The organism is Coleofasciculus sp. D1-CHI-01, from assembly GCF_040218875.1.
In the GTDB taxonomy this organism is placed as follows: Bacteria; Cyanobacteriota; Cyanobacteriia; order Cyanobacteriales; family Coleofasciculaceae; genus Coleofasciculus.
The window spans coordinates 1-25,895 of sequence record NZ_JAVJQP010000200.1 but is presented as its reverse complement, the minus strand read 5'-3'; the positions used below and the strand labels follow the sequence as shown (position 1 = coordinate 25,895).

Here is a 25,895-nt window from a genome sequence, read left to right as displayed (position 1 = left end):
GAATTACTCGAAGGTAAGGTACTTCCGGGTATTGCCGCATTGGACGACGCTTGATGATGTCATTGCACGTCTCTACCTGATTGATGAATAAGGGCGGGTTTTGTTGTTGATTTATCGGTGGGGAGGGCGGGTTTTGTTGTTGATTTATCGGTGGGGAGGGCGGGTTTTGTTGTTGATTTATCGGTGGGGAGGGCGGGTTTTGTTGTTGATTTATCGGTGAATAGCTGAATTTAGTCCCTAAACCCGCCCCTACAGATTCCCTAAACCCGCCCCTACAGATTCCCTAAACCCGCCCCTACAGATTCCCTAAACCCGCCCCTACAGATTCCCTAACTTACACCGCTATCAGGGAAAATGTATCATTGCTTCCCCTGCTCCCTCTGCTTCCCCTGCTTCCCCTGCTCCCTCTGCTTCCCCTGCTTCCCCTGCTCCCTCTGCTTCCCCTGCTTCCCCTGCTCCCTCTGCTTCCCCTGCTTCCCCTGCTTCCCCTGCTTCCCCTGCTTCCCCTGCTTCCCCTGCTCTCTACCCCCCACAACACTTATTCAGCAGCCCCTAATTATTGGTAGTACTGAGAACTTCGACTAAAGCCTGATAAGCTGGTTTGGGACGATAAGATTTATCAAAAATTAAGGGCAAGTCTGGCTGACCGACAAAGCCGGGAATCCAGGTAAATTTATCAGTAAATCCCCAGGTGGCAAATGCGGTACAATTAGGCGCTTTTAGACAGACGCCTAACATATCCTGATACACCTTTGCCTGTTTAACCAATCTCTCTGCCTCGGTTCCTGTACCATTGTGGATTTGCACATCCATTTCAGTAATATGTACCTCTAATCCCAACTCTTCCAACCGCTTGATATTTGCGGCTACATCTTCTGGTTTAGGCGGATTTTTGATGCTTTTGTGCATCTGCAAACCGACACCATGAATAGGTACATTTTTCTCTAGCAAATCCTTAACGAAGGCGTAGATTGCATCAGATTTTTCGCCTAATCCTTCTCCACCATAATCGTTATAAAATAAGAGCGCGTTGGGGTTAGCTTCATGCGCCCAGCGAAATGCTAACTCAACATAGTCTGATCCAATTCCTTGCTGCCAAATGGTTTTTCTGAGAGAATCTTTACCGCCAACGGCTTCATTGACGACATCCCAGGCAGAAATTTCACCTTGATAACGACCAACTACCGTAAAGATATGTCGCCGCAAAATATCTATCAACTCTTCCCGCGTCCACTCGGTTTCAGTTAACCAGTCAGGTAAACTGCGATGCCAAACCAAGGTGTGACCGCGTATCTGCATCTGATGAGCTTTTGCAAAGGTAACGATTTCATCAGCAGCCGTAAAATCATAGCGATCGCGTTCTGGCTGAATCTGCTTAATTTTCATCACATTCTCAGGCGTAACCATGTTGAACTCTTGCGCCAATACCTCCCGATAGGTGGGATCGTTGCGAAGAGCTTTTATTGATACGGCTGCACCTATGTAGATGTTTTGTTCTTGGGCTAAAGCACGCAAGGTTGTATCGCCTGGTTGGGAAATGGCAGGGATAGCAATGAGTAATGTTGCTGTTAATCCTAAGAGAATTAAGGCGCTAAAGCAGAGGATTTTTCTAACCATTTGAATCTGATTTATTTAAGTAATATACTATGGTATAATGCCTATTATACTATCAAGCTAATCATTAAATATTTGTATCAATTTTGTGGACAGTGTAGTTTAGCAGATATCACCAACTGCTAAAATTATTACATTTATCTTATCTCTAAGCGGTAATCAAATACTTTTTCCCTCATACACCTGTTAAACCCGCATTTCTCACAAGTTTTGCCATCTTAGTCCTTGAAACCTTTACCTAGAGGATGTTTCGAGCATTTTTGACCGAACCTAAATTTCGACAGAGTGTTGAAAGCCTTATTGTACCGTCAAGCCAGGTTGTATAAGTCTTTGGACAATTGTGGTGAGAAATCCGGGATCAGTAATAGACCTATAACATCTAATCAAGGATAGACCCATGACATCTAATAACGGCTGGCAATTTTGGATCGATCGCGGTGGCACATTTACCGATATTGTGGCGCGTCGCCCCGATGGGCAATTAGTCATTCATAAGCTACTCTCAGAAAACCCCGATCGCTACACTGATGCGCCAGTACAGGGAATTCGCGAAGTGATGGGACTTTCCGCCGATGCAGCGATTCCCACCGAACAGATTGACGCCGTGAAAATGGGGACAACCGTAGCCACGAATGCGTTACTAGAGAGAAAAGGCGATCGCACTGTTCTAATGATCACCAAAGGCTTCCGAGATGCTCTCCGCATCGGCTATCAAAACCGCCCCGATATATTTGCCCGTGAGATTATCTTGCCAGAAATGCTTTACGAACGGGTGATTGAAGTCGAGGAACGCTACAGCGCCCACGGCGAGGAATTCATTCCGGTGCAGATAGACGCCACTCGCCAAGCGTTACAAGCCGCTTATGATAACGGAATTCGCAGTTGTGCCATTGTCTTAATGCATGGCTATCGCTATCCCAGCCACGAACAAGAACTTGCCAACTTAGCCAGTGCGATCGGATTTACTCAAATCTCAGTTTCCCATGACGTCACACCATTGATGAAAATAGTTAGTCGGGGTGACACTACTGTTGTCGATGCCTATTTATCCCCGATTCTGCGGCGGTATGTTGACCAAGTTTCCAGTCAGTTAGCCGGAGAAAGAAACAATCAACACTCAACACTCAACACTCAACAATCCATTCGATTAATGTTCATGCAGTCCAACGGTGGACTCACAGACGCCCGCACATTTCAGGGAAAAGACAGTATTTTATCCGGTCCAGCGGGGGGTATTGTTGGCGCAGTACAAACCAGTCAATTAGCCGGATTTGATCAGATTATCAGTTTTGATATGGGCGGAACCTCTACCGATGTCGCCCATTACAACGGCGAATACGAACGCACCTTTGAAACCGAGATTGCGGGGGTTCGATTACGCACACCCATGATGTCCATTCATACCGTAGCGGCGGGTGGCGGTTCAATCGTAAAATTTGATGGGGCGCGGTATCGAGTTGGACCCGAATCGGCGGGGGCAAATCCGGGTCCTGCTGCTTATTCTAAGGGGGGTCCATTAACCGTAACCGATTGCAATGTCATGGTGGGTAAATTACAGCCGGAGTTCTTTCCGAAAGTCTTTGGACTTGATGGCAATTTACCCTTAAATGACCAGGTGGTGCGAGATAAATTTAGTCAATTGGCGGCAGATATTGGAGATAACCGCACACCCGAAGCCGTCGCCGCCGGCTTCTTAGCCATTGCCGTCGAAAAAATGGCAAATGCGATCAAAAAAATCTCCTTACAACGAGGTTATGACGTATCCAACTATACCTTGTGTTGCTTTGGCGGCGCAGGGGGACAACACGCCTGCTTAATTGCTGATGCGTTGGGGATGAAGCAAGTATTTCTTCATCCTTATGCGGGGGTATTATCGGCTTACGGGATGGGATTGGCAGATGTGCGAACATTGCGGGAACGTTCGGTAGAAGCCAAATTAACCGAGAAATTGCTATCGGTAGGAACACCAGATATTGCCCCATTGGAGGAAATATTCACCGAGTTAATAGCCAGCGGACAAGAAGAAATTGCCACGACTCAGATCGGAGAATCCACGCCAATTGATAGTGAAATTATTCGCAAAGCCCATTTGAAATATCAGGGAACCGACTCACCATTAATTATCGATTTCGGTAGCGTGGCTGAAATGCGACAGCAATTTGAGGAGGCGCATCGGCAACGATATGGTTTTGTTGTCGAAGAGAAAGCCCTAATTGTGGACTCGGTATCGGTGGAAGTAATCCAGCCAATGGATGTGCCAGAAGAACCCGTGATTCAGCGTCACCGATCACAACCGCCGCAACCTGTCGCTAAAGTGCAGATGTATACTGCCGATGCATGGCAGGAAACCCCTGTATTTAAGCGAGACGAGTTACAACCTGGAGACTCTATTGCCGCCCCGGCATTAATTATTGAAACAACGGGAACCAATGTCATTGAACCGGGTTGGCAAGCCGAAGTAACCGAACGGAATCATTTAATTTTAAAGAAAACCAAACCATCAAAAGTCAACAATCAACAATCAACAATCAACAATCAACAATCCAACCTTTACCACCCTGATCCGGTGACGCTGGAAATCTTTAATAATCTATTCCGTTCCATAGCTGAACAAATGGGAACTACCCTGCAAAATACCAGTTACTCCGTCAATATCAAAGAACGCTTAGATTTTTCCTGTGCTATTTTTGATGGACAAGGACAACTCGTTGCTAATGCCCCTCATATTCCCGTGCATTTAGGTTCAATGAGTGAAAGCGTTCGCAGTTTAATTGAGGCGTATGGCGATAGTCTCCAACCGGGAGATGTTTATGCGATTAATAATCCCTATAATGGTGGGACACACTTACCTGATGTCACGGTAATTACCCCAGTTTTTCTAGGCGAAAGCGGGATTACCGATACGATTGATCAAACGAGCAAATCTTCGACAAAACCCACAAATACATCCTCCCTTGACTTAAATAAACCCCCCTTTCAAAGGGGGGCGAGGGGGGATAAAAATCCGTCACCCTTGTTCTACGTCGCCTCACGGGGACACCATGCGGACATTGGCGGAATTACTCCCGGTTCGATGCCACCGGATAGCACAACTGTAGACGAAGAAGGAGTATTACTCGATAATTTTAAGGTAGTAGAATCCGGACGTTTCCGCGAAAAAGAATTATCCGAATTACTCCTATCTGGCACGTATCCGGTACGAAATATTACCCAAAATATCGCCGACTTACAAGCCCAAATTGCTGCCAATGAAAAAGGCGTGCAAGAGTTGCGGCGAATGGTGAAACAGTCGGGATTAGACACCGTACAAGCCTATATGGGTCACGTCCAAAATAATGCCGAAGAGTCGGTGCGATGTGTCATTGATGTGCTCAAAGATGGCAACTTTACCTATAACTTAGATACAGGCGGACAGATTCAAGTTGCCATTCGTATTGACCGGGACAATCGCCGTGCCACGATTGATTTTACCGGGACATCCGCCCAGTTATCGAATAACTTTAATGCCCCGGCTGCGGTATGTAAAGCGGCGGTTCTCTATGTCTTCCGAACTTTAGTCGATGATGATATTCCCCTGAATGCTGGATGTCTTAAACCCCTCGATATAATTATTCCCGAAGGCTGTCTATTAAATCCCGATTATCCGGCGGCGGTTGTGGCGGGGAATGTGGAAACATCCCAGGTGATTACCGATGCGCTATATGGGGCTTTAGGGGTAATGGCAGCATCTCAAGGGACGATGAATAATTTTACCTTTGGTAATGAAAATTATCAATATTATGAAACCATTTGTGGTGGTTCTGGTGCTGGAATAGAGTTTAATGGCGCAGATGCAGTACATACCCACATGACCAATTCTCGTTTAACGGACCCAGAAGTTTTAGAATGGCGGTTTCCGGTAGTATTAGAACAGTTTGGGATTCGCGGAAATAGTGGTGGAAAGGGGAAGCATTGTGGAGGGAATGGTGTAATTCGGCGGATACGGTTTTTGCAACCGATGACAGCCGCAATGTTATCGGGACATCGAGTTGTTGCACCCTTTGGATTACAGGGGGGTGAAACGGGTGCTGTGGGGAAGAATTATGTGGAACGTCAGGATGGAACGGTTGAGGAATTAGGAAATACAGCGGTTGTGGAAATGGATGCGGGAGATGTGTTTGTGATTGAGACGCCTGGGGGTGGAGGATTTGGCAGTTCTGAATGAACCACCAAACCGTAGTGCAAGAAGGCAGAAATAACGCCAGCAGCTACTATCTCCCCCAGCTTCCAGACGTAGCATGCTACGTCTCTACATAGCTTCCCCCGCTCCCCCTACTTTTCACTCTAGGTTGACACCAATGACGCTCCGTGCGCCCAACAAAACCGAAAACTACAAAATTCAGTTCAAACTGCCATAAAATGCGTACTCTGCTTCGGGTCCAGAAACATTCAAACGCCAACTATCAAATTGTTCCGAACTCATACATCTATTTCCCGTACTCTGTAAGATGAGTTTGAACCGGGTATTATCAGTTATTCCCGGAGCAAAAATCCCGTTACCAGAAAGTTTCCCCTCAGCGCGGTATTCTTTGTAAACAGTAACGGGTCTTTCCAATTGACTACCGAGAGAACTGCGAAAATGAGTCACAGTTGGGGGATAGGAGAAGGAAAGATTTCCGGTTCGCCCTTGGTCATCAGTGAACTGGAAATTCCAATTTCTGCCATTGATTGATCGTGATATTGTATAAGGAGGTGATGGCTCACCCAGTCCTTCAATAATGCTTAATCCCGCAGGAGTCATGTAAAGTTCGGCTTGGGAGGCAAATTGGAGTTCATTGAAGGTTTTGAGTTCGTAGTCTCCGACGTCTTGCGAGTATTGATCCCAGGTTCCTGCATCAACACAACAGGCGCAGGCGGATGCTGGCTGCGGTTGCGGTGCAAATAGGTAAGTTAGGATAGCAAACGTTACCAGTAGAATGCCGTAGATTAAATTTCGTCTCATCCGATATTCAGCCTCTAATTTGACAATAGAGTTAAATTAGAGGCTGAAACGATTGAGGTCAACCTACCTCAGAGGGAGATGTGTAAATTTAGGTTTGACTCAAGGTTGAGCCAGTTTTCGTGCAAAATAGCTGCGATTGTAATGCGGACGATAATTCAGCCTTAAATTGATACCCTTAGAAATAGAACGGCTTGTTACTATTAACGTTAGGGCGCACGTCTGTGCGCCCCTACGATTAACTATAAAAGGTTGCCTGATGATTTTACTTGACATGAGATAGTCAACGTCTTGTCATAAACAACCTTTTGTCTTCTGTGAGTTCGTGTTACTCGACTACCGAGTCAAGATCAGTCTCTGAGTCAAAAGTGGATTCTTCTTCTATAACTTCGTCCTCAGTTGCCGCTTCAAAATTGAGCATAGCATTCCAGGTTTGGCGACCGATAATGCCATCGGCAAACAAGCCCTGATCCTCTTGGAATTCGCTTACGGCTGCACCTGTTCTTGAACCATATACACTGACTATATTTCTAAGCTATATAAATTTTTGAGAAGTAACATGGATCTTAAGTCAGACTTATAAGTGACTCATTTTAAATCCTAAGTAAGGAGCATTATGACTGTAAAACTAGCCTAAAGTAAGATGCTTTCTTATCAAAACCAAGCTATTATACTTTCTTCATACTGATAGGTTATATTATTAATTATTTTAACAGTATAACTACTCACTCAAGCTGTGGTTCAGGATTAGATTTGAGTTGAAGAAAATGTCGAATCCTTTGCTGATATTCTTTGCCAGCTACAGTAGCCACATTATCATGATCCGCATCAGGAACCAGGAAGAGTTGTTTTGAACCTGTTATAGTATCAAATAAAACTTGGCTCATGTAAGCAGGTACAACGGGGTCATTTGTGCCATGAATTAAAAGAATCGGCATTTTAAGAGAACGAACTTTGCTTTTCGAGTTAAACTTTTGCGTTAGTAGCAAATCAGCCGGAAATAAAGCATAGATTCTCTGATGATCGACCATATCCCGCATTGAGGTAAATGTACTTTCCAAAATCAAACCCTGAATGCTGGGATTTTTCACCGCTAAATCGATCGCGATCGCGCCCCCTAGAGATTGACCATATACGACAATATTCTGGGGCGGAATACCCTGTTTCTGCACCAGATAATCCCACGCCGCTTGAGCATCTTGATAAACTTGGGTTTCAGTGGGAAATTTACCCTCACTTTGACCATATCCTCGATAGTCAATTAACAGGATATCCAAACCCAATTGGTGAAATTCCATGGCACGTTCAACATTCGCGCCGATATTCTCCCCATTCCCATGTAAATACAGCAGTACCCCGGTTTTGGGTGAGGTGGCGGGAATCCACCACCCATGGAGACGTTCTGGCTGATCAGGAGACACAGGTATCCACACCTCCTGATAACTTAAGCCCAAGTCTTCTGGTGTAGTTTTAATGGTCTTAGAGGGAACAAAAACTAGCCGATTTTGCCCTAACAAGATAGAGATACAGGCTAACAGATAAACGATGGCGACAATTCCGGTGAGGATTAGAAAACCCTTTCCCAGAAGGAAACTATTATAATTATTCATTACCAAAACGACTACAAACTTGACCTAATGCTATTTTTGAATAACTCTTCTCAAGCAGGGCGGGTTTAGTCAAGTTATCGGTTTTCTCAAGAACGTTATCGGTTAAACCCGCCCCTACCCATTATCTCTCCTTGCACCCAGACGTTCCACGCCTAGGAGTCTCTACAACCCCTGCTCTCCGAACCTTTGTTCTCTCGTTCCGCCTGAGAATGCTCCTCTGGAAGCTTTGCCTCTCTATTTAAGCGGTGGTTGCTGGAGATGCCAATTCGTAGACTGTTCGTAAGCGTAAGCGACTTGAAATACCTGTTCTTCGCCCAATACTTTCCCAATGAGTTGCATCCCAATGGGTAATCCTTGGTGATCAAATCCACAAGGAATACTCATTCCTGGTAATCCTGACAAGTTGACGGGAATTGTCATTAAGTCCGATAAGTACATGGTTAACGGATCAGAGATTTTTTCTCCGGCTTTAAATGGAGGAGTTGGGGCGGTGGGACAAACTAAAACATCCACCTTTTCAAAGGCTTGCTCGAAGTCTTGCTTAATTAGGGTACGAACTTTTTGCGCTTTGAGGTAATAGGCGTCATAATAGCCAGCGGATAGAGCATAGGTTCCCAACATAATCCGGCGCTTGACTTCCGCCCCGAACCCGGCTGCACGAGTTTTCTTGTACATTTCCAAAAGATTTTCGGCTTCTGGCGTGCGAAACCCATATTTGACGCCATCGTAGCGAGCTAGGTTGGCTGAGGCTTCGCTGGGAGCAATAATATAGTAGGCGGGCAACCCATAGCGAAATCGGGGACAAGAAATTTCTTGTACTTCAGCACCTAGGCTTTTGAGTTGATCAATGGCTTTTTGAACGGTTTTGGCAATGACTGGATCTAAGCCTTCACCAAAGGTTTCTTTAATAATGCCAATTTTAAGACCTTTGGATTTTAAATCAGGTTGCAGGGACTTGGTGTAGTCGGGAATCTCCAGCTTGAGACTGGTGGAGTCATTCGGATCATAGCCTGCGATCGCATTCAGCAAAATCGCCGCATCTTCTACCGAACGTCCAAAGGGACCAATTTGATCCAACGACGACGCATAAGCGACTAAACCATAACGAGACACTAACCCATAAGTGGGTTTCATGCCAACAATCCCGCAGAATGATGCAGGTAGACGAATCGATCCCCCTGTATCCGAACCGATCGCAACCACACATTCGCTAGCCGCAACCGCCGTAGCTGAACCCCCAGAGGAACCCCCAGGAACGCGAGATAAGTCCCATGGATTCGCTGTTTGTTGATAACTAGAGGTTTCGCAGGAACTCCCCATGGCAAATTCATCCAAATTAGTTTTGCCCACCATGACAGCCCCCGCATCCTTAAGTTTTTGAGTCACGGTAGACTCATACGGTGGGACAAAGTTTTCCAGGATACGAGAGGCGCAGGTGGTGGGAATACCTTTGGTACACATATTATCTTTGATGCCAATCGGAATCCCCGCCAACATGCCAATCTCTTCCCCCGCTGCGATTTTGGCATCCACTTGACGCGCCTGTTCAAGGGCATAGTCGGCTGTAATATGCAAAAAGCTATGGATTTTCGGTTCTAGCGCCTGAATGCGATCGAGGGCGTCTTGCGTGATTTCAACACTGGTGCGTTCTTTGTCGATAAGTTGTTGGTGCAGCTCACGAATGGATGCCATGCTTGTACCTATTTATACTGATTTACCATGTTTGCCTTTCGTATTTTGGCAAAAATTCACCGAAAAAGGGGTTTGGTGACAAAAAGGGGTTTGGAAACCAAAAGGGGTTTGGAAACCAAAAGGGGTTTGGAGACCAAAAGGGGTTTGGAGACCAAACCCCTACTTCTGTTGCGCCTGATAGGTCAAAAATTGTTGCAAAACTCCCACTGTTTCAAAATGATAAGCGGGCAATAGGGGGCTGATATTAATATCGGTGCGGTAAATGCTGAAAATTACCCAGTTTTGTCGTTCTGTCTGCTGCTCAATAATTTGCTGAATTTGGGGGCTTCCCGTATCTACCAGGGATTGGCATTGACGTTTGAGGAATTCTGGATCAGGATTGAGAAATTCCAATTGCTTGGGGGTTTGAGTGCAGACTTCATCTTTGAGGTAGGTGCTGAGTTGTTCGACGGCGTACTCCTCATAAGCCTCCTTACCCGGATTCATCCATGCCAATCCCACTCCTAGCACAACTAGCGCTGTTCCACCCAATACCGTAATAATTTTTAACGATTTCATGTCACTCCGTCAAGCCTCCATGGGTTATGACTTTCGCCTCTAACGTATGAGTTCCGGTAAATTGCCAATAAATACTGTTGCAACTCACCGACTTGATGCTATACTAAAAAACTGTATGGCGAGCGTAGCCAAGGGGTTAAGGCAGTGGATTGTGGTTCCACCATTCGTGGGTTCGAGTCCCATCGTTCGCCCTGAAAGTAAAATCATCTCAGTCCTGATGTACGATGCTTATCGTTAAGCTTTATCCTGTAAGGGTTTAAGCGACGATAGGTTCAACGCTTACTGGGAAAAATTCTGCTTCGATGGCTGAAGCTCTATAAAACGGTGTAGGGATTAGGACCTAGAACTCCGATGGTGGTTACACTATCTTAGCTGTTGCCATGAAGGTCTGAAGGGAGAATGTCAGGGAACGTACATAATGTTCAAGCGTTTATATACTTCCCACGGGAGCGAGTTTGTCATTAAATCCAGATTTTGTCAAAAAAATACCCCGTTCTCTCTCCCAGAGTATGCCAGTCAGTGACATTCTACTTAATTTTGTCAAAAAAATACCCCGTTCTCTCTTCCAGAGTAAGAACGAGGAAATTGTGAGTGGCAATAAATCACCAAAATCAATTCAATAACTTAGCTGTTCCGCTAATCAGCAAGGTAAGTGGAAAAAAAGTGATACACTTATATCCATGTTTATCTTTAAAATAGCTAAGTCAAAATGTTGTTTTTGTTATGAATTAAATTTGTGCTTTTATGGGTTGAACAAATACATGGGAAATATTGTATTTGCATCCCAAGAATTGTACGGTATGCTTACCTTTATCTTCGGGAACACCTCGATAAACTAATCCTGATTTATCCTGGGGGGCTAAATCCATCGCCGTCCGGTGAACCATATAGTAACTTCCACGGAATTTTGCGACCTCACCTGTGTCAACAATTTTAAATTGAACAGGCTTTTTTTCGTAAGAGACACCGCGATAGCAAAACTTCATTGTTTTTTATTGAATTCATAAACTTTCATCTATCATATACAGCTAACAATTCTCTTGATTGTGATGAATGAATCATTTTATGGTGATTTTTATCACGTCATTTCTGGTTGAAACGTGAAGCGCGACAGCCGATACCTTATCTAAAATTTATCACCTTTCAATAGTATAAATCATTTGTGAACAAACAACCTTTTCTCAGCAAGCATTCCACCCCTGTTTTTATTCACAATTCATTTAAACGGATTGGACAATATCACTGTGGGTGGGGTAGTTATATCGGTTCAAACTGTGCGATCGCGGCTTGAACAACCCCAGCACAAGCTTCATACTGCGCCAAGTTTACCCCCAAGCTCAAAGTAGTTGTCTGTCGTTCCCACTCATATCCCAGTTCAACACCGATTAGATAAGGGAGTACATTCACAGTTGCGCCTGTGTCTAGTCAACCGGATGTGGCGACAGACTGTTGCTGATAAAGCAGGTTGATGGGTAAATACAGCAGTTTGCTCTGCTATGCGGTACATTGTCGATCCCCCTAAATCCCCGTGCAATAAAAGCGAAGCATCCTCTGTCCTCCCCCCTCTTGTAGGGGGGAACGAGGGGGGTAAGGGGGACTTTGAGCTACTGTACTTTATTACAGCGCAAAGAGCTGTATGGACGAAAGCCAGCTTCACCGAGTACCACATCAGCAGAGAGAGATAAAAGGATATCGCTGGGCGTTAAGCTGTCATGCATTTAAATTGGGAATGGGTAGCGAGCAAGATGCAAAGCCTGCGGCATGGCTTCGCTTAACGCACTGAACGTGATTTCGCCATTATTGACATTAAGGTTTAAATGCCGAACAGCAGTTTATCGGGTAGCGGAATTAGAGAATATCTATTAATGTATAATATCTTATTGACTCACTTCATTTTATTTGTTTGGGAAATGTCCGATGAGTCAAGAGCCAAGGATCATCCGGCGGAGCTTTGCAGTCTTTACGAAAATTACGATCGCTAAACTGGCGTATAATTTCACCGCCAATGAACTGGGTATTCATCAAAAAACTCCCAAGAGCTAAACGGGAAAAATCTTTGGCTTTATACCGACTTTCAACATAGTCTGGAAGTTGCTTAACGGCGAATAATACAGTTTTTTGATCGAGGTTTGGTAACTGTTGAGCAGTTTTATCTACCAAGTTTTCCAGGTTGTGTCCATAACCCTGTTTCTTGCTTTTCAAAGTTTCCTCATTAATCCCTTTAGCCATAAGAGCGCCCTTTAATAGCAGTTCTGTCGATATACAACAATTTTGGATTACAGCATATTTATTGAATGAACCTAATACCGTCGCGGCCGCTGCCTCAAGTTGCTGTTTGGCTATAAACCACCATTCCACCGTTTTACTAGGGAGTTTACTTATTTTATTAATGTCATCAAGTCCATACACAAAATCCAGAATATCAATGACTTGATCAAAGAAAGCAAACCCAGATTGTTGATCATTAAACAGCCATTGTTTTTGCTTCTCAGGTACATCTATGAAATCCACTGGGTTGATTGCAGGTAAGCCAAAATTGTATGGAATGCGTATAGGAAAAAATACATCCCGGAACATAAAGGCTCCTATATGCATAGGCGGCTTATGAAGATCGGAGGAACGATATAATTCGCTGTATATTTGATTAACGGCGTTGAAAAGTGGATCGTTTTCAAGAGTAGTGCTACTACCAGGGTGCAAACGCTGTGCAATTCTCATGTACGCCATCATAGGACGTTGCCAGGGTTCTGCTCCCTCTTGAATTAGTTTGTCATCTACTTCAATGATAAGCTTCAACAACTCATTTTTTTCTGTCACTTCTACACTTAAACTAGAAACTTATGCCACTATGTTACACAATTCTAGGCGTTAAAAACCCAACAATTCGATGTAAAGGTTGGTGGGCAATGCCCACCCTACGGTATGTCAAGGGTTGTGGCGACTCCAAAATGCAAATTTTCAGTGCTATTCTACTTAGGTGAGGGCGCAAGCCTTGCGCCCCTACGTTTGGGTGTATCGTTAGCACTTGAAAGCCGCTACAGAGTTTTCTGCGTTAGGTAAGGTGGGAGCGATCACGTCATTGATTATTGTGCTACTGTTTTTCAGAAGTTCTAGCATCGATTTCGATTACTGGACTACTGTTCTAGAGCGTCAGTCGGCGTAATAGCAGTTAGCGGTGGGTAATACAAATTTGGGTTGATTACCTCCTTTATAATCCAGTCCGCGCAGGCGGACTTTGTTTGTGTAGCAGTGATTTTAATCGCCGTGACAAACAAGGGATACTGATACTCTAGAAATTGCGCTCGATCGCTCGATTCAGATTCCACGCCGCACTAATTAAAGATACATGGGTAAACGCCTGAGGAAAATTCCCCAACGCTTCACCACTTGATCCCGTTTCCTCCGCATACAATCCTAAATGGTTGGCATAACTAAGCATCTGCTCAAAAATCAGTCGAGCGCGATCAAGTCGCTTTGTGTCTACTTTTCCCGCCCTTGTCAACGCCTCAACTAGCCAGAATGTACAGAGATTAAACGTTCCTTCTGTTCCTGAAAGACCATCCGGCGCTTCTTCGGGGTTATACCGATACACTAAACTATCGGAAACCAGTCCTCCTATTTCTGGGGGGGAATTAATCGCATCCAGGGTTTTCAACATGCGAGGATCAGTGGGAGACATGAAGAAAATTAAGGGCATAATCAGATTACTGGCATCTAGGGACGTGCTACCGTAATATTGAACAAAAGCTTGACGCTCCTCACTCCATCCCTTCGCCATAATTTCTTCATAGATGCGATCGCGTTCCTTGAGCCATCGCTGGTGATCTGCTGGCAATGAGCGCTTTTGAGCCAAACGCAAACCACGATCCAGCGCAACCCAACACATGAGATTAGAATAAATATAATCCTTACGTCCCCCGCGTGTTTCCCAGATTCCTTCATCTTGGCGTTGCCAATTATCGCAAACCCAATTGAGTAACCGCCGGAGGGATAGCCACAAGTCATAGGAAATCGGGGTGCCATATTTGTTGAACAAATATACCGAGTCCATTAACTCGCCATAAATATCAAGCTGTAACTGCTTATAAGCCCCATTGCCAATCCGAACCGGGTAAGATCCCTTATATCCCTCAAGATGATCCAGAATCTGTTCATCAAGATCATGATAACCATCAATCCCATACATAATCTGCAATGGATCATCTGAATCCAACTCCTGACAGCGATTTTCCAAGAAGAGCATAAACTGGGCGGCTTCCTCAGTAAACCCGATACGGAGTAGGGCATACAGAGTAAAGGATGCATCTCGAATCCAGGTATAGCGGTAATCCCAATTTCGGGAACCACCAATCATTTCCGGTAAGCTACACGTCGGTGCAGCTATAATTGCCCCCGTGGGTTCGTAGGTGAGCAATTTCAAGGTTAAGGCGGAACGTTCCACCGTCTCGCGCCATCGACCTTCATAAGTACATTTGCCAATCCAGCGTCGCCAATACGCCACCGTATCGTCAAAGAGTTGAATCGCTTCTTGATGGCGCAGGGGCAAACTACAACCCCCATCCTGGTCAGTTTCTTGCAGCACAAAAACGGCGGTTTGTCCAGACTCTAACGTAAATTCGGTGAAGACACCGCATTCATTTTGTTTTAAAGGAACATCCGTCACCAATCCCAAACTCAGAGACGGTGACTTAAAACACGCCCCCGTGGAGGAGAGAATCGTCTCGTGGCGATCGCGGGCATAATTAAAAGCAGGATAGCACTCTAAGCGAAACTTCATTTGGCAGCGAACGACTCTAACTTGCCGCACTAACCAGTGATACCCTTGCTGATTCACTGGCATACCCACAGGCATAAAATCAATAATCTCACCCACCCCACAAGACGCCAGGAAGCGAGTCACCAACACATTCGTTTCGGGCCAATATAACTGTTTATGAGTGACACCATCCACACAGGGAGCAATCTTAAAATGCCCCCCTTTCTCAGCATCCAGTAACGCGGCAAAAACACTCGGAGAATCGTGTCTGGGAAAGCAAAACCAGTCAATTGAACCTCCTAAGCCAACTAAGGCTGTGGTGTGCATATTGCCGATAATGCCGTAATTCTCGATAGATTGATATGCCATTGAATTATGAATGTTTAATGTTCAATTTTGAAGTTTAATTCACCGTCCCTTAATCAAGGAAAAATGACGTAGCTTGCTTCTCGATGAAAGCGAGTATGACAAATGACGAATGACATAAGACTATTCCCCAATTTCCGCCAATTCCAACCAACGTTCTGTGGCTGTATCAATAGTATGAGTCAAGGTTTCTAATTTCTGATAAAGTTCCTGCACCTGATCCACTTTACCAGGAGATGAATTATACAGCGCTTTCTCCACCTCTGCCTTCTCCGCTTCCAGTTGGGGAATTTTATCCTCTAATTCTTCAAACTCGCGCCGTTCCCAATTAGAAAGCCGACGCGGTTTTCCATTACCAGACGATTGCGTTTTCAGCGTTTCCCCATTTGCCGAGTTTTCTGATTTCTGTTGCAACTTAGCACTGGCTTCAGCCGCTGCTGCTGCTTCCGCTTCCTTGTAATCCAGATACACAGAATAGTTACCCGGATACTGACGCAGAATCCCATCTGATTCTAAGGCAAAAATTTTGTTGACCGTTCGATCTAAAAAATAGCGATCGTGAGATACCACAATCACAGAGCCATTGAAATTTTCCAGGTAATCTTCCAATACCGAAAGCGTTTGTACATCTAAATCATTGGTCGGTTCGTCCAAAATTAGCACATTGGGAGCGCTCATCAAGACACGTAACAAAAATAGGCGGCGCTTTTCTCCTCCAGACAGTTTATGAATGGGAATATATTGTTGATTCGGTGGAAACAGAAAACGTTCTAACATTTGTGACGCCGTAATCAGCGTTCCATCGCCAGCTTGCACATATTCTGCCACTTCTTTGAGGTAATCAATCACTCGTTGATCTTGATTGATTGCCATTAGTAAATCATCAGAATGCTGATCAAAATAGCCGATATGAATCGTTGCGCCAATATCCACCTCACCCGAATCCGGCTCAATCCGCCCAGTGATAATATCCATTAGCGTGGATTTACCACTCCCATTTTCGCCAATAATGCCAACGCGATCATCGGGGCTAAATTCGTAGGTAAAGTCTTGGATTAACGTGCGATCGCCATATCCCTTAGAGACATTCTCTAACTCAATTACTTTATTGCCAATCCGACGACTGGCTGTGGAAATATCGACCTTACCTTGAGCCTGTTTAAACTCTTGATCCTGCATCTGATGGATGCGATCAATTCGCGCTTTCTGCTTCGTACTCCGCGCTTTCGGACCTCGTTTCAGCCATTCCAACTCTCGCCGCAATACATTCTGATGTTTCCGTTCTTGACTGACGGCAGTTTCTTCTGCCAGGGCTTTTTTCTCTAAGTAGTAGGCATAGTTGCCATTGTAGGTATAAATATCACCTCGGTCAATTTCAATAATCCGATTGGTGACTTGATCCAAAAAATAGCGATCGTGGGTAATTAAGAGAATGGCTCCCGGATAAGATTTTAAATATCCTTGTAACCATTCCACCGACATGGCATCTAAATGGTTGGTGGGTTCATCCATCAGTAAAACATCGGGTTCTGATAGTAACGCTGTCGCCAAGGCGATGCGCTTCCGGTAACCTCCGGATAAATTACCAATGGGTGTATCAAAGTCTTGAATTCCTAGCTTGGTGAGGATGACTTTGGCACTGGTTTCTAAGTCCCAAGCACCTAGAGTTTCGATGCGCTGTGTCACCTGAGATAAACGTGCCATAACTTGTTTATCGTTTGAATTTCGTGCCAATTTGTGGGATAATTCCTCATAATCCCGGATGAGTCTCATCTGTTCACCACTATCGGCAAAGATCTGTTCTAATACAGTACGATTTTCATCTAAGTCAGGTTGTTGGGGTAAGTAAGCAATTCTCGCGCCGGGATTGACCATAAATTGACCACCATCAATGGGTTCGAGTCCAGCAATCATTTTTAATAGAGTGGATTTACCCGATCCATTCGTACCGATTAAGCCGACTTTATCGGTAGCATCGAGGCTAAAGCTGGCATCTTTGAGGATTTCTTTAATGCCAAAATCTTTTTTAACGGATTGCAGCGTGAAGATACTCATTAATTTTTTAACTTGATCCTATTTCTAAATTTGCCCTATTTATTGATTGATGGGAAAACAGTGTGTGCGTCTCTGCACGTAAAACTGTTTCATGTCATCTGTAGTTGTGTCGTTTGTCTATCATACCTGTAGTTATTGGGACAAAAACCTTACTCTTCTATTCTTTTACCCTTTTACCCCTTCCCCACTCTATACAACCAATGTTACCGGACTTGATATTATCCCTCATCCTTATTTTCACGCTAACACGTTCAAATTAAATTCGCGATCGCAACACAGACAGATCCCCGACAACTCCTACGAAGTCGGGGATCTTGCTTAAGGCTATAGTAAGTTGACACGGATAGCTACGTCTCCTCCCCGATTCTGCTGCACTCGGTTTGTGTCACCTGATGGCGATAGCTAAAGAGTTGTTCGAGTTGCGCGTCTACCCACCAACCCAACAGCCTCTCAACTAGCCATCCTCCCGGTAATCCATATTCAATCCTATCGGTTAAGCGGGTTTTGCCTGCTTCTGGACTAAATTGGTGGCGATGAACCCAATACGCCATCGGTCCTTCCTTCTGTTTATCAGTAAAGATGGAATAGGGTTCGCATTCAATGTGAATCGCTACCCAGCGCAGCGGAATTGGACCAACAAATAGACGAAATTCCGAAATCGCACCCACACCTAACCCACCTTCGCGACGTACAACCTGAACAGGTTGCCAAGGCGGAGTAAGTCGTTCTAGGATATCTTGACGCTCGTGAAAGTTCCAGACAACCTCCACGGGTGCGTCAATGAGCATGGACTTGCGATAGTGCAACATAAAACTATTATCACTGATTTGTCAGGTTGATTCCCAGCGCGTTGAACTTGGCACGATCTAGGGTATCGTGATGTCGTACCCATAAGTTTTGTCTAAGTTCAGTATCAAGTTACACAATACGTCAACGCGATCGCTAACATCTCGTTTCCATACTAAAAACAGCACAGCAAACAGCGTTGAAAACAGGGAATTGGGGGATTTATGACACAGAATTTGACCAAGCTGCAACTCACGAACATTGGCTGGACAGATGGTTTTGCTATTTGGCGAGTCCGGAACCTGAATAATGTCGATATTCAGTATAATTGGGATGTTTATGAAACTGGTCAGGGGGGTCAGGGAATTGCTTTAGCCAAATACGATGTATTTTTCTACACGTCTTTAGTCAGAGGACCAAATACAGCGAGAGTATTAGTCAATGGTATCCAGCAAATGGTTAAATCTGCCCATTTAAACTATGCCTTTTATCACAGTATTGAACCCCTACCTGAACCCATTCCTCCTAGTTTAGAACTCCAGAGTCTTGATCAGAAACAGCTTTGTGTGATGGTTTAGGGATCTGTCAATTAAAATGAGGACAAGGGGATAAGGAAGATAGGGGAGGGTTTCTCAATCACCTGTTTCCCAAATACCAATCACTTATAGCCATGCAACAGTTAGAAAAAAAACTTACACTTGAAGACTTTCTGGCAATGCCAGAATCCGATGTAACCCATGAATTAGTCGAGGGCGAGGCGGTACCAAAGATGTCACCAAAACGATTTCATTCAGCTTTGCAGAAGACATTGTTATTTATCATCGATAAGTGGTGTCAGGGAAAAGGTGAAGTTTACCCAGAATGGGCGATCGCGTTAAAACGTCGCGGTAAAAACTGGGTTCCTGTGCCAGATTTGACCTATATTTCTTATCAGCGACTACCGACAGACGTGATGGAAGATGAACCTTGTCCAGTTCCCCCAGAATTAGCCATTGAAATTATTTCACAGGGACAAACATTTGGCACATTGATGGAGAAAGCCACCGATTATCTAGAAGTGGGAGTCTTACGAGTTTGGGTTGTAGATCCCCACGCCAGAAGTATCACCGTTTTCTATCCCGATGCACCACCGCGAACCTATACGAAAGATATGGTGATCACCGATTCGTTGTTTGAGGGATTGGAATTGACGCCGCAGCAGGTATTTGGGGAAGCCAGATTACCTGAGAAGGATTAATCTGCTTTTGTTCTTTATCATTTCATTTGCTAGTGCAAGAAGGCAGAAATAACGCCAGCTTCCCCAGCACCCCCAGCTTCCCCAGCTTCCCCTGCTCCCTACCCCACCACCAGACTCCCTGAAGCAACCCCTATGTATGCCAGCTTGGGCAGTGTAGAGACTCCTCATGCTACGTCTCTACAAGGGGTTGGGTAAACCTCACCCCCCGACTCCAAGAGTCACGCTAGGATGTTTACATAAGTTAACAATCCTAGCGTAACCATGATTAATCTCATTGAATCCACCAAAGACTACTGGAGAAAGCTTGACGAGTTAGAAGCTGCCTACAAGCGAGGCGATGTCTCCGTTGAGGAAGTTGATGTTAGAGTGGCTCAACTCATGGATGAACTCGGTCATGAACGTAGAGTAACCTTAAGTTCCATAAGGCAAAGTATACTTCGGCTTTGGCAAGACCAACGCGAAACTCTCCTTGGCTTCGCGTTTCTAGGAATTTTGACTTATGCTTGGTTCATCTTCAATTAGGCTAAGTCGGTGGAGAAAATTAACGTGAATGATACTGACTGGTATGCTGGTGGGCAATGCCCACCCTACGGCATGTCCGTTGATTTCCACCACTATACTTATACCCAGTTGTCGGAAAAATAGGTAAAGATCTCATGGAAAAAGCGACATTTGGAGCAGGCTGTTTTTGGGGAGTAGAGGCGGCATTTCGTCGATTAAAGGGCGTTACTTCTACATCCGTCGGCTATATGGGAGGACATTTTGAGAACCCTTCCTATTTGGATGTTTGTGCCAGAATTACTGGACATGCAGAAGTGGTGCAAGTGGAGTATGATCCATCTCAGATTTCCTACGATGACCTGCTGAATGTCTTTTGGTCAATTCATGACCCTACCCAATATAATCGTCAGGGACCCGATCGCGGCGAGCAATACCGCTCGGTTATATTTTTCCACAATCCTGACCAGGAGAAAATAGCCAGAGAATCAAAGCGCAAGCTTCAGATGTCTGGTAAGTATGACCAGGATATTATGACTGAAATCAAACCCGCTTCTGATTATTATTTAGCTGAAGATTACCATCAGCAGTATGACGAGAAGAAAGGACGACCTTGATTGTCATTTGGGTTCGTAGTAAGGGCTTTAGCCCTATCTTTTGTTGGGTTTCATTCTTCAACCCAACCTACAACTTCAAGGAAATCTGGTAACATCTTTCACGCATCATGGCATCACCGAATCAGGAAAAATATACCATTGCTTCCCCAGCTCCCCCAGCTTCCCCCGCTCTCCCTCACCACAACACTTATTCATCAGCCCCTAACTGGGTTGGTTTTCTAGCTGGATGACGACTTTAACGTTATACTCCTCTTCAAACACGACTTTTTTATCCTCTAAACTCCAAACTTCTAAGGCACAGGTATCATTGGGATCTACAGGTGTCAGACGCAAACACAATTCTTTGTCCTCTGATGTATAGTGGCAGCGGATTTTAGAAATTGCCCCAATCTGTCGGCGATCTAGAGCAACAGCTAAACGTAATAAAGGACTGATTTGTTTGACTAAATGCCGATAGTATTTGTTGGGTAAATTACTGTAATTGTCGTGCTTTTTCTTGGGGGAACTCCTGCGATGGTAGCGAGCCAGGTTAGCAATCACTTCAATTTCAATATCGGTAAAACCCAGTAATTCCCCGTTGCGAATCAGGTAATAGGAATGCTTATGATGTGAAGAATGACTCACATACAAACCACAATTGTGCAAAATTGCCGCCGCCCACAACAATTCTCGTGCTTCGGTTCCCCAATTGTGTAGCTGTCCTTTGGTTTGATTAAATAAGCTGACGGCAAAGTTAGCCACCCGTTCACTAGAGGCTAAATTAACGTGATACTTTTGCGCGACTTTAATGATATTGCGTTTGCGAACTTCGCCTTGATACCGAAGTCTGTCTTCTATTAAGCCTTGGGAAAGCATCCAGTCTACGATGACTCCCTCTCGCAAGGCGCGTTCCCCAACGGTGAGAGACTCGATGTCTAAAACCGTCATGGTTTCTAATAAAATAATCGCACCCGCAACGATAATTTCTGCCCGTTTCTCCGAAAGTCCGGAGAGTTTTTCCCGTTCAGCGCAGGTGAGTGCGGTGAGTTGTTTGACGATATCTTTCAAATCATTGCGGTTGAATTCATAACCATTGAGGGGACTGGGTATTTCACCCAATTTGTCTTTGGCGTGAAGGGCGGCTAGGGTTTCAATTGTACCTGAGGTTCCGACTAAACGGGGCTTTTCTCCGGGTTCTATATTGGCTAAGATATCTTCAACCGCACGTTCAAGTCGTCCCCGAATATAGGCTTGCAAGAATTGAAACTCGCGATCGCTAATCGGATCGGTGGTAATGAATTCACGGGTCAAGCGTACAGCGCCGACTTTGGTGCTGGTGAGGGAACGAGGGGCGTGACTGTCGCCTAAGATTAATTCCGTGGAACCGCCGCCGATATCGATGATCAGGTGAGGCTGGTTATTAAATTCCATTCCCGACAAGACGCCCAGATAAATCCGCCGCGCTTCTTCTTGACCGGAAATCAGGTTGACAAATAACCCTAATTGTGAATCAACTTGCTGTAAAAAGGCGCGTCCATTGGGGGCTTCCCGTACCGCACTCGTCGCCACAGCAACCAGCTGATCCGCCTGAAAACTTTTCGCTAACTCCTGACAACGTTGCAACGCCGCGATCGCACGTTTGATGGCTTGGGGGGTTAAATTTCCGGTGTGGGGATCACGTTCCCCCAGTCGCACCGTATCTTTTTCTTTGGCGATAATCGTAAACGAAGGAAGCGTGGGGTCAATCCGGACGATGACCATGTGAATCGAATTCGTGCCAATATCAATGGCAGCCAGAATTCTCTCAGTGTCTGTGGTTGGAGTCGAAACTCCTGCTGAATTCCCTTTGGCAGCTAAATCGATCATTCTTGTATTCGGGATTACAACTCTAGCCGTGATGCTATTGACAACGATAACTTTAAATCTGGTCAAATTGACAGTAGGGGTTTGGGTGGGGGTTTGGGAACCAAACCCCTACTATGGAAATGGTATGGTTCTGCCCAATTTAGTGAAGACTAGATAAAAAACCCGATTCTCTATGCTGACCGAACAACACCCTCCCTCAATACCAACTTGGCTCGCGATCGCGCGGCTTTTGCGCTGGGATAAACCAGCCGGACGCTTAATTTTAATGGTTCCCGCGCTGTGGGCAGTTTTCTTAGCCGCCCAGGGTACACCCCCGATTCCCCTCGTCGGTGTGATTATTCTGGGAACCTTAGCCACGAGTGCGGCGGGTTGTGTAATCAACGACTTGTGGGATCGCGATATTGATCCCAAAGTCGAACGCACCAAAGAACGTCCCTTAGCCTCTCGCGCCTTGTCTGTACAAGTTGGCGTGGTGGTGGTGTTAGTGGCGATGAGTTGTGCAGGTATCCTCGCCCTGTATCTCAACCCCTTCACCTTTTGGCTATGCGTCGCCGCCATTCCCGTGATTGTATTTTATCCATCCGCCAAGCGCGTTTTTCCGATTCCTCAGTTGGTATTATCCATCGCTTGGGGGTTTGCGGTTTTAATCAGTTGGAGTGCGGTTACTGGGAACTTACAACCCGCCACTTGGTTTTTGTGGGCAGCAACGGTAACGTGGACGTTAGGCTTTGACACTGTTTATGCGATGTCAGATCGAGAGGATGACCAGAAGCTTGGGGTTAAGTCTAGCGCCTTATTTTTTGGAGACTACGCCCCGGAAGCCGTTGGTCTATTTTTTGCCGCTACGGTGGGATTTTTGGCGAGATTGGGGTGGGTGATGCAGCTACACTGGGGCTTTTGGATTGCTTTAGGTGTAGCCGCGATCGGGTGGATTTGGCACTATACGCGACTGCGCCAAGCCGATATTCCAAAACCCGTTTATGGGGAAATTTTTCGCCAAAATGTCTGGATTGGTTTTGTGTTACTGGCAGGGATGATTCTGGGTTTGGTTTTTTAGGGATAAGTATACCAAAAGGCAGAAGACAGCAGGTGATTGATTCCTGATAAGCTGATGGGCATTGAAATTGTGTTCCCGGTTCCTCGGTCCCTGTTGCCTTTTAAGTCTTCAAGCTTGGGTTTCCGGTGAATTAGCCCGGGCTTGGGGTAATGAAGAGTTCGGTCAGTTTGTCCCACCCAAAGAACTCTGTCTCGCCGCCGAACAACATGATATTGGCTGGTTGTTGTGGGAACAAGCGCCCACGCTCAACCCCGAAACTGGCTATCCCTATCGCTTTACTGAACTCCCAACCCAAGTCCATATCGATATTTGGACGGGTGCGAAACAGCTAGCAATGCCTTGGGGGAGGTATGTTACGTTATTCGTTTCACTGCACGGTACTGGGCTATATGAGCGCTATCGAAGTTGGCAGAAAAACCCGGAGTCTAGGCGAATTGTACAGGAATTTCTTAACAGTGAGTATGCCTTTCAAGAACAGCTTATTGCTACGTTGAACAATGACGCCCATTATGTCCCTTATGTGACACCAGAAGTGATCAAGCGCAACCAAAAACTGGTAGCGACTTGGGATGCTCTTTCACTAATTTTGTGTCAGAATGTGTCAGGTGAACAGCAGGTTGAGCAGGTTCCTACGGCTGATGGTGAAACTGTACTGACGTTGACTCATGTTAATGATGATCCTCATCAGATGATTGTATCTCCTTGGCCCTTTCAGGAGAGTGAGGTAACGCTGGTTTATGAAGGACGGCTATTACGAGAAACATTTACAGATGAGATGGCGATGCAAGAAGCGTTGAGGCGCGATCGCGGGCTAACTCTCACCACTATTCTGAAACCAGAGTAGGTTTCAGACAATTTTCTTGTTTAACGTGTCACACGCAGCTTCTGGTATAAGTGTTGAATTATAGCGGTTTCCCCGCTGATGAGGTTACAGTTGGGTTAAAACTAAGTACAACTTTGCACGTTAAAGGAACCATCATGGCTAAAATAATTTCTTTGTTTAACAACAAAGGTGGTGTAGGCAAAACAACTACTATTTTTAATCTGAGCGCATCACTGGCAGCAGCAGGTAAAAAAAATCTTTTAATTGATTTTGATCCTCAGTGTAATCTTTCTATTGCAACAATTGGATATGATGAATTTGCTGACTATCTTCAAAGAACAGAATATTTTCCATTTGGAAAGACAATTCGAGCTTTCGCTCAGCCATCTCTTCAACCTACCCAAAAGAGTGAAACTTACATTACTCAACCTAAATATCAAAAGGATACCATCAATAATAAAGTTAATACAATTTATGAACAGATTATTATAGATATAGTCCCAGGAGATTTTTGGCTTAATAGTTTTGCTGACATACTTACTGTCGGTACAGATGTAGTACAAGGTACTGGTCTGTATAGATTTCTTGTACCATTTCTTCTCGTGGATCATCTTAAAGAAGCATCTGGCAAAGTTTACGATTATATTTTGATTGATTTACCTCCATCATTTAATACACTTGTCCGTTCGGCTTTATATTGTTCAGATTATTTCTTAGTTCCTTGTACTCCTGATTCATTTTCAGCCTACTGCGTTAGTCTTGAAGCGCATCTATGGCAGACAGACCTAACTGACAAGCCTCCTGAAAGGCATTTGCAATCAGCGATTCCTCCGCTTTAGCCCAGTGAGTCACAGCATCAAAAAAGGCTTTATAAAAGGCGGCTTCAAGTGTTTTCGCTTTCTCGGCTAAACGACGATGCAACGATTTCGACATCCGCAGGAGTAGCTTACCACTGTAGGTATCATCCGTACTGGGTAAAGGAATTTCATCTCCAGCTTCATAAGCTGTCTCAATCCATAACTCTCGCGCCTCGTTTATGTTTGCGATCGTCTCATCCAACGTTTCACCTTGAGTCAGACATCCAGGCAAATCTTTAATCTGAGCTACATATCCCCCCTCTGGATCGGGGTAAAGTGTTACTGGATACTGAAGATTCAAATAATAGTCCAATGGCTGCTTCTCACTCAGCTTGTTCTTCTGGTTCAGTGTCTTCATCGCTCCATTCCTCCAAGTTCAATAACTCAACGATTTGCTTGACATAAACCGCTTCTAAAAGTCTGGACACATCTACCCACAAGTAGACAACCTTGGACAAAACTCAGCGGTATAAGTTTATACTAGCGCTTGCTTTTAGTGCGTTGCCGCTTCCCTGTTGAGGGTTGACCAAAAACTCCCAGTTAGAG

Annotated in this window: 22 protein-coding genes and 1 tRNA gene; 9 read left to right on the top strand and 14 right to left on the bottom strand. The window is 45.0% G+C overall.

The window, feature by feature from the left end; translation table 11 throughout:
• Nucleotides 1-552: 552 nt before the first annotated feature.
• Nucleotides 553-1,617, bottom strand: a complete 1,065-nt coding sequence (locus RIB93_RS33360) for an endo-1,4-beta-xylanase (RefSeq protein ID WP_446379752.1) — start codon at nucleotides 1,615-1,617, stop codon at nucleotides 553-555.
• A 394-nt stretch (nucleotides 1,618-2,011) separates the two neighbouring features.
• Here RIB93_RS33360 and RIB93_RS33355 point away from each other — a divergent pair, with 394 nt between their 5' ends.
• Nucleotides 2,012-5,818 (top strand): hydantoinase B/oxoprolinase family protein, encoded by a 3,807-nt coding sequence (locus tag RIB93_RS33355; protein WP_446379750.1) that lies wholly within the window; start codon nucleotides 2,012-2,014, stop codon nucleotides 5,816-5,818.
• 174 nt (nucleotides 5,819-5,992) lie between these two features.
• Here RIB93_RS33355 and RIB93_RS33350 read toward each other — a convergent pair whose 3' ends face one another.
• From RIB93_RS33350 to RIB93_RS33330, 5 genes are all read right to left on the bottom strand, one after another.
• Nucleotides 5,993-6,595, bottom strand: coding sequence for a hypothetical protein (locus tag RIB93_RS33350; RefSeq protein WP_446379748.1), 603 nt, complete (start codon nucleotides 6,593-6,595; stop codon nucleotides 5,993-5,995).
• 325 nt (nucleotides 6,596-6,920) lie between these two features.
• The gene (locus RIB93_RS33345; protein ID WP_446379756.1) at nucleotides 6,921-7,118 is read right to left on the bottom strand and encodes a peptidoglycan-binding domain-containing protein; all 198 of its coding nucleotides are present in this window, start codon (nucleotides 7,116-7,118) and stop codon (nucleotides 6,921-6,923) included.
• A gap of 199 nt (nucleotides 7,119-7,317) precedes the next feature.
• Entirely contained in the window at nucleotides 7,318-8,202 is an 885-nt protein-coding gene (locus tag RIB93_RS33340; protein ID WP_446379746.1) for an alpha/beta hydrolase, read from the bottom strand.
• 234 nt (nucleotides 8,203-8,436) lie between these two features.
• Complete coding sequence (gatA, locus tag RIB93_RS33335; protein WP_446379744.1) at nucleotides 8,437-9,894, bottom strand: Asp-tRNA(Asn)/Glu-tRNA(Gln) amidotransferase subunit GatA; 1,458 nt, start codon at nucleotides 9,892-9,894, stop codon at nucleotides 8,437-8,439.
• A 159-nt stretch (nucleotides 9,895-10,053) separates the two neighbouring features.
• The gene (locus RIB93_RS33330) at nucleotides 10,054-10,452 is read right to left on the bottom strand and encodes a DUF4359 domain-containing protein (RefSeq protein WP_446379742.1); all 399 of its coding nucleotides are present in this window, start codon (nucleotides 10,450-10,452) and stop codon (nucleotides 10,054-10,056) included.
• Nucleotides 10,453-10,570: 118 nt separating this feature from the next.
• Between RIB93_RS33330 and RIB93_RS33325 the strand changes: the two genes are divergently transcribed.
• A tRNA-His gene (locus RIB93_RS33325) sits at nucleotides 10,571-10,643 on the top strand.
• Between the two features lie 537 nt (nucleotides 10,644-11,180).
• Here the strand turns inward: RIB93_RS33325 and RIB93_RS33320 are convergent.
• From RIB93_RS33320 to RIB93_RS33295, 6 genes are all read right to left on the bottom strand, one after another.
• Entirely contained in the window at nucleotides 11,181-11,438 is a 258-nt protein-coding gene (locus tag RIB93_RS33320; RefSeq protein ID WP_446379740.1) for a DUF4278 domain-containing protein, read from the bottom strand.
• 271 nt (nucleotides 11,439-11,709) lie between these two features.
• Nucleotides 11,710-11,859 (bottom strand): hypothetical protein, encoded by a 150-nt coding sequence (locus tag RIB93_RS33315; RefSeq protein ID WP_446379738.1) that lies wholly within the window; start codon nucleotides 11,857-11,859, stop codon nucleotides 11,710-11,712.
• 483 nt (nucleotides 11,860-12,342) lie between these two features.
• A complete protein-coding gene (locus tag RIB93_RS33310; RefSeq protein ID WP_446379736.1) occupies nucleotides 12,343-13,269 on the bottom strand; it encodes a hypothetical protein in 927 nt (308 codons plus the stop codon).
• A 472-nt stretch (nucleotides 13,270-13,741) separates the two neighbouring features.
• Entirely contained in the window at nucleotides 13,742-15,577 is a 1,836-nt protein-coding gene (locus RIB93_RS33305) for a glycoside hydrolase family 15 protein (RefSeq protein WP_446379734.1), read from the bottom strand.
• Nucleotides 15,578-15,697: 120 nt separating this feature from the next.
• Nucleotides 15,698-17,629: an ABC-F family ATP-binding cassette domain-containing protein gene (locus tag RIB93_RS33300; RefSeq protein WP_446379732.1), complete on the bottom strand. Its 1,932-nt coding sequence runs from the start codon at nucleotides 17,627-17,629 to the stop codon at nucleotides 15,698-15,700.
• Between the two features lie 347 nt (nucleotides 17,630-17,976).
• Complete coding sequence (locus RIB93_RS33295) at nucleotides 17,977-18,438, bottom strand: SRPBCC family protein (protein WP_446379730.1); 462 nt, start codon at nucleotides 18,436-18,438, stop codon at nucleotides 17,977-17,979.
• Between the two features lie 201 nt (nucleotides 18,439-18,639).
• Here RIB93_RS33295 and RIB93_RS33290 point away from each other — a divergent pair, with 201 nt between their 5' ends.
• The 4 genes from RIB93_RS33290 to msrA all read left to right on the top strand — a co-directional run bounded on the left by RIB93_RS33290 (nucleotide 18,640) and on the right by msrA (nucleotide 20,767).
• A complete protein-coding gene (locus tag RIB93_RS33290; protein WP_446379728.1) occupies nucleotides 18,640-18,993 on the top strand; it encodes a hypothetical protein in 354 nt (117 codons plus the stop codon).
• 92 nt (nucleotides 18,994-19,085) lie between these two features.
• Nucleotides 19,086-19,652, top strand: coding sequence for a Uma2 family endonuclease (locus RIB93_RS33285; RefSeq protein WP_446379726.1), 567 nt, complete (start codon nucleotides 19,086-19,088; stop codon nucleotides 19,650-19,652).
• A 261-nt stretch (nucleotides 19,653-19,913) separates the two neighbouring features.
• Entirely contained in the window at nucleotides 19,914-20,174 is a 261-nt protein-coding gene (locus RIB93_RS33280) for a hypothetical protein (RefSeq protein ID WP_446379724.1), read from the top strand.
• Between the two features lie 134 nt (nucleotides 20,175-20,308).
• The gene (msrA, locus tag RIB93_RS33275; RefSeq protein WP_446379722.1) at nucleotides 20,309-20,767 is read left to right on the top strand and encodes a peptide-methionine (S)-S-oxide reductase MsrA; all 459 of its coding nucleotides are present in this window, start codon (nucleotides 20,309-20,311) and stop codon (nucleotides 20,765-20,767) included.
• A 201-nt stretch (nucleotides 20,768-20,968) separates the two neighbouring features.
• Here msrA and RIB93_RS33270 read toward each other — a convergent pair whose 3' ends face one another.
• Nucleotides 20,969-22,612 (bottom strand): Ppx/GppA phosphatase family protein, encoded by a 1,644-nt coding sequence (locus tag RIB93_RS33270; protein ID WP_446379720.1) that lies wholly within the window; start codon nucleotides 22,610-22,612, stop codon nucleotides 20,969-20,971.
• Between the two features lie 172 nt (nucleotides 22,613-22,784).
• Between RIB93_RS33270 and RIB93_RS33265 the strand changes: the two genes are divergently transcribed.
• The 3 genes from RIB93_RS33265 to RIB93_RS33255 all read left to right on the top strand — a co-directional run bounded on the left by RIB93_RS33265 (nucleotide 22,785) and on the right by RIB93_RS33255 (nucleotide 25,331).
• Nucleotides 22,785-23,669: a 4-hydroxybenzoate solanesyltransferase gene (locus RIB93_RS33265; RefSeq protein ID WP_446379718.1), complete on the top strand. Its 885-nt coding sequence runs from the start codon at nucleotides 22,785-22,787 to the stop codon at nucleotides 23,667-23,669.
• A gap of 67 nt (nucleotides 23,670-23,736) precedes the next feature.
• The gene (locus RIB93_RS33260) at nucleotides 23,737-24,513 is read left to right on the top strand and encodes a DUF3891 family protein (protein ID WP_446379754.1); all 777 of its coding nucleotides are present in this window, start codon (nucleotides 23,737-23,739) and stop codon (nucleotides 24,511-24,513) included.
• 134 nt (nucleotides 24,514-24,647) lie between these two features.
• Nucleotides 24,648-25,331, top strand: a complete 684-nt coding sequence (locus RIB93_RS33255; protein ID WP_446379716.1) for a ParA family protein — start codon at nucleotides 24,648-24,650, stop codon at nucleotides 25,329-25,331.
• On the opposite strand, the gene RIB93_RS33250 is transcribed toward RIB93_RS33255, so the two are convergent.
• Nucleotides 25,246-25,707 carry a type II toxin-antitoxin system HicB family antitoxin gene (locus RIB93_RS33250; RefSeq protein WP_446379714.1) on the bottom strand — a complete coding sequence of 154 codons (462 nt, stop codon included), beginning with the start codon at nucleotides 25,705-25,707 and terminating at the stop codon, nucleotides 25,246-25,248. The genes RIB93_RS33255 and RIB93_RS33250 overlap by 86 nt on opposite strands.
• Nucleotides 25,708-25,895 lie beyond the last annotated feature (188 nt).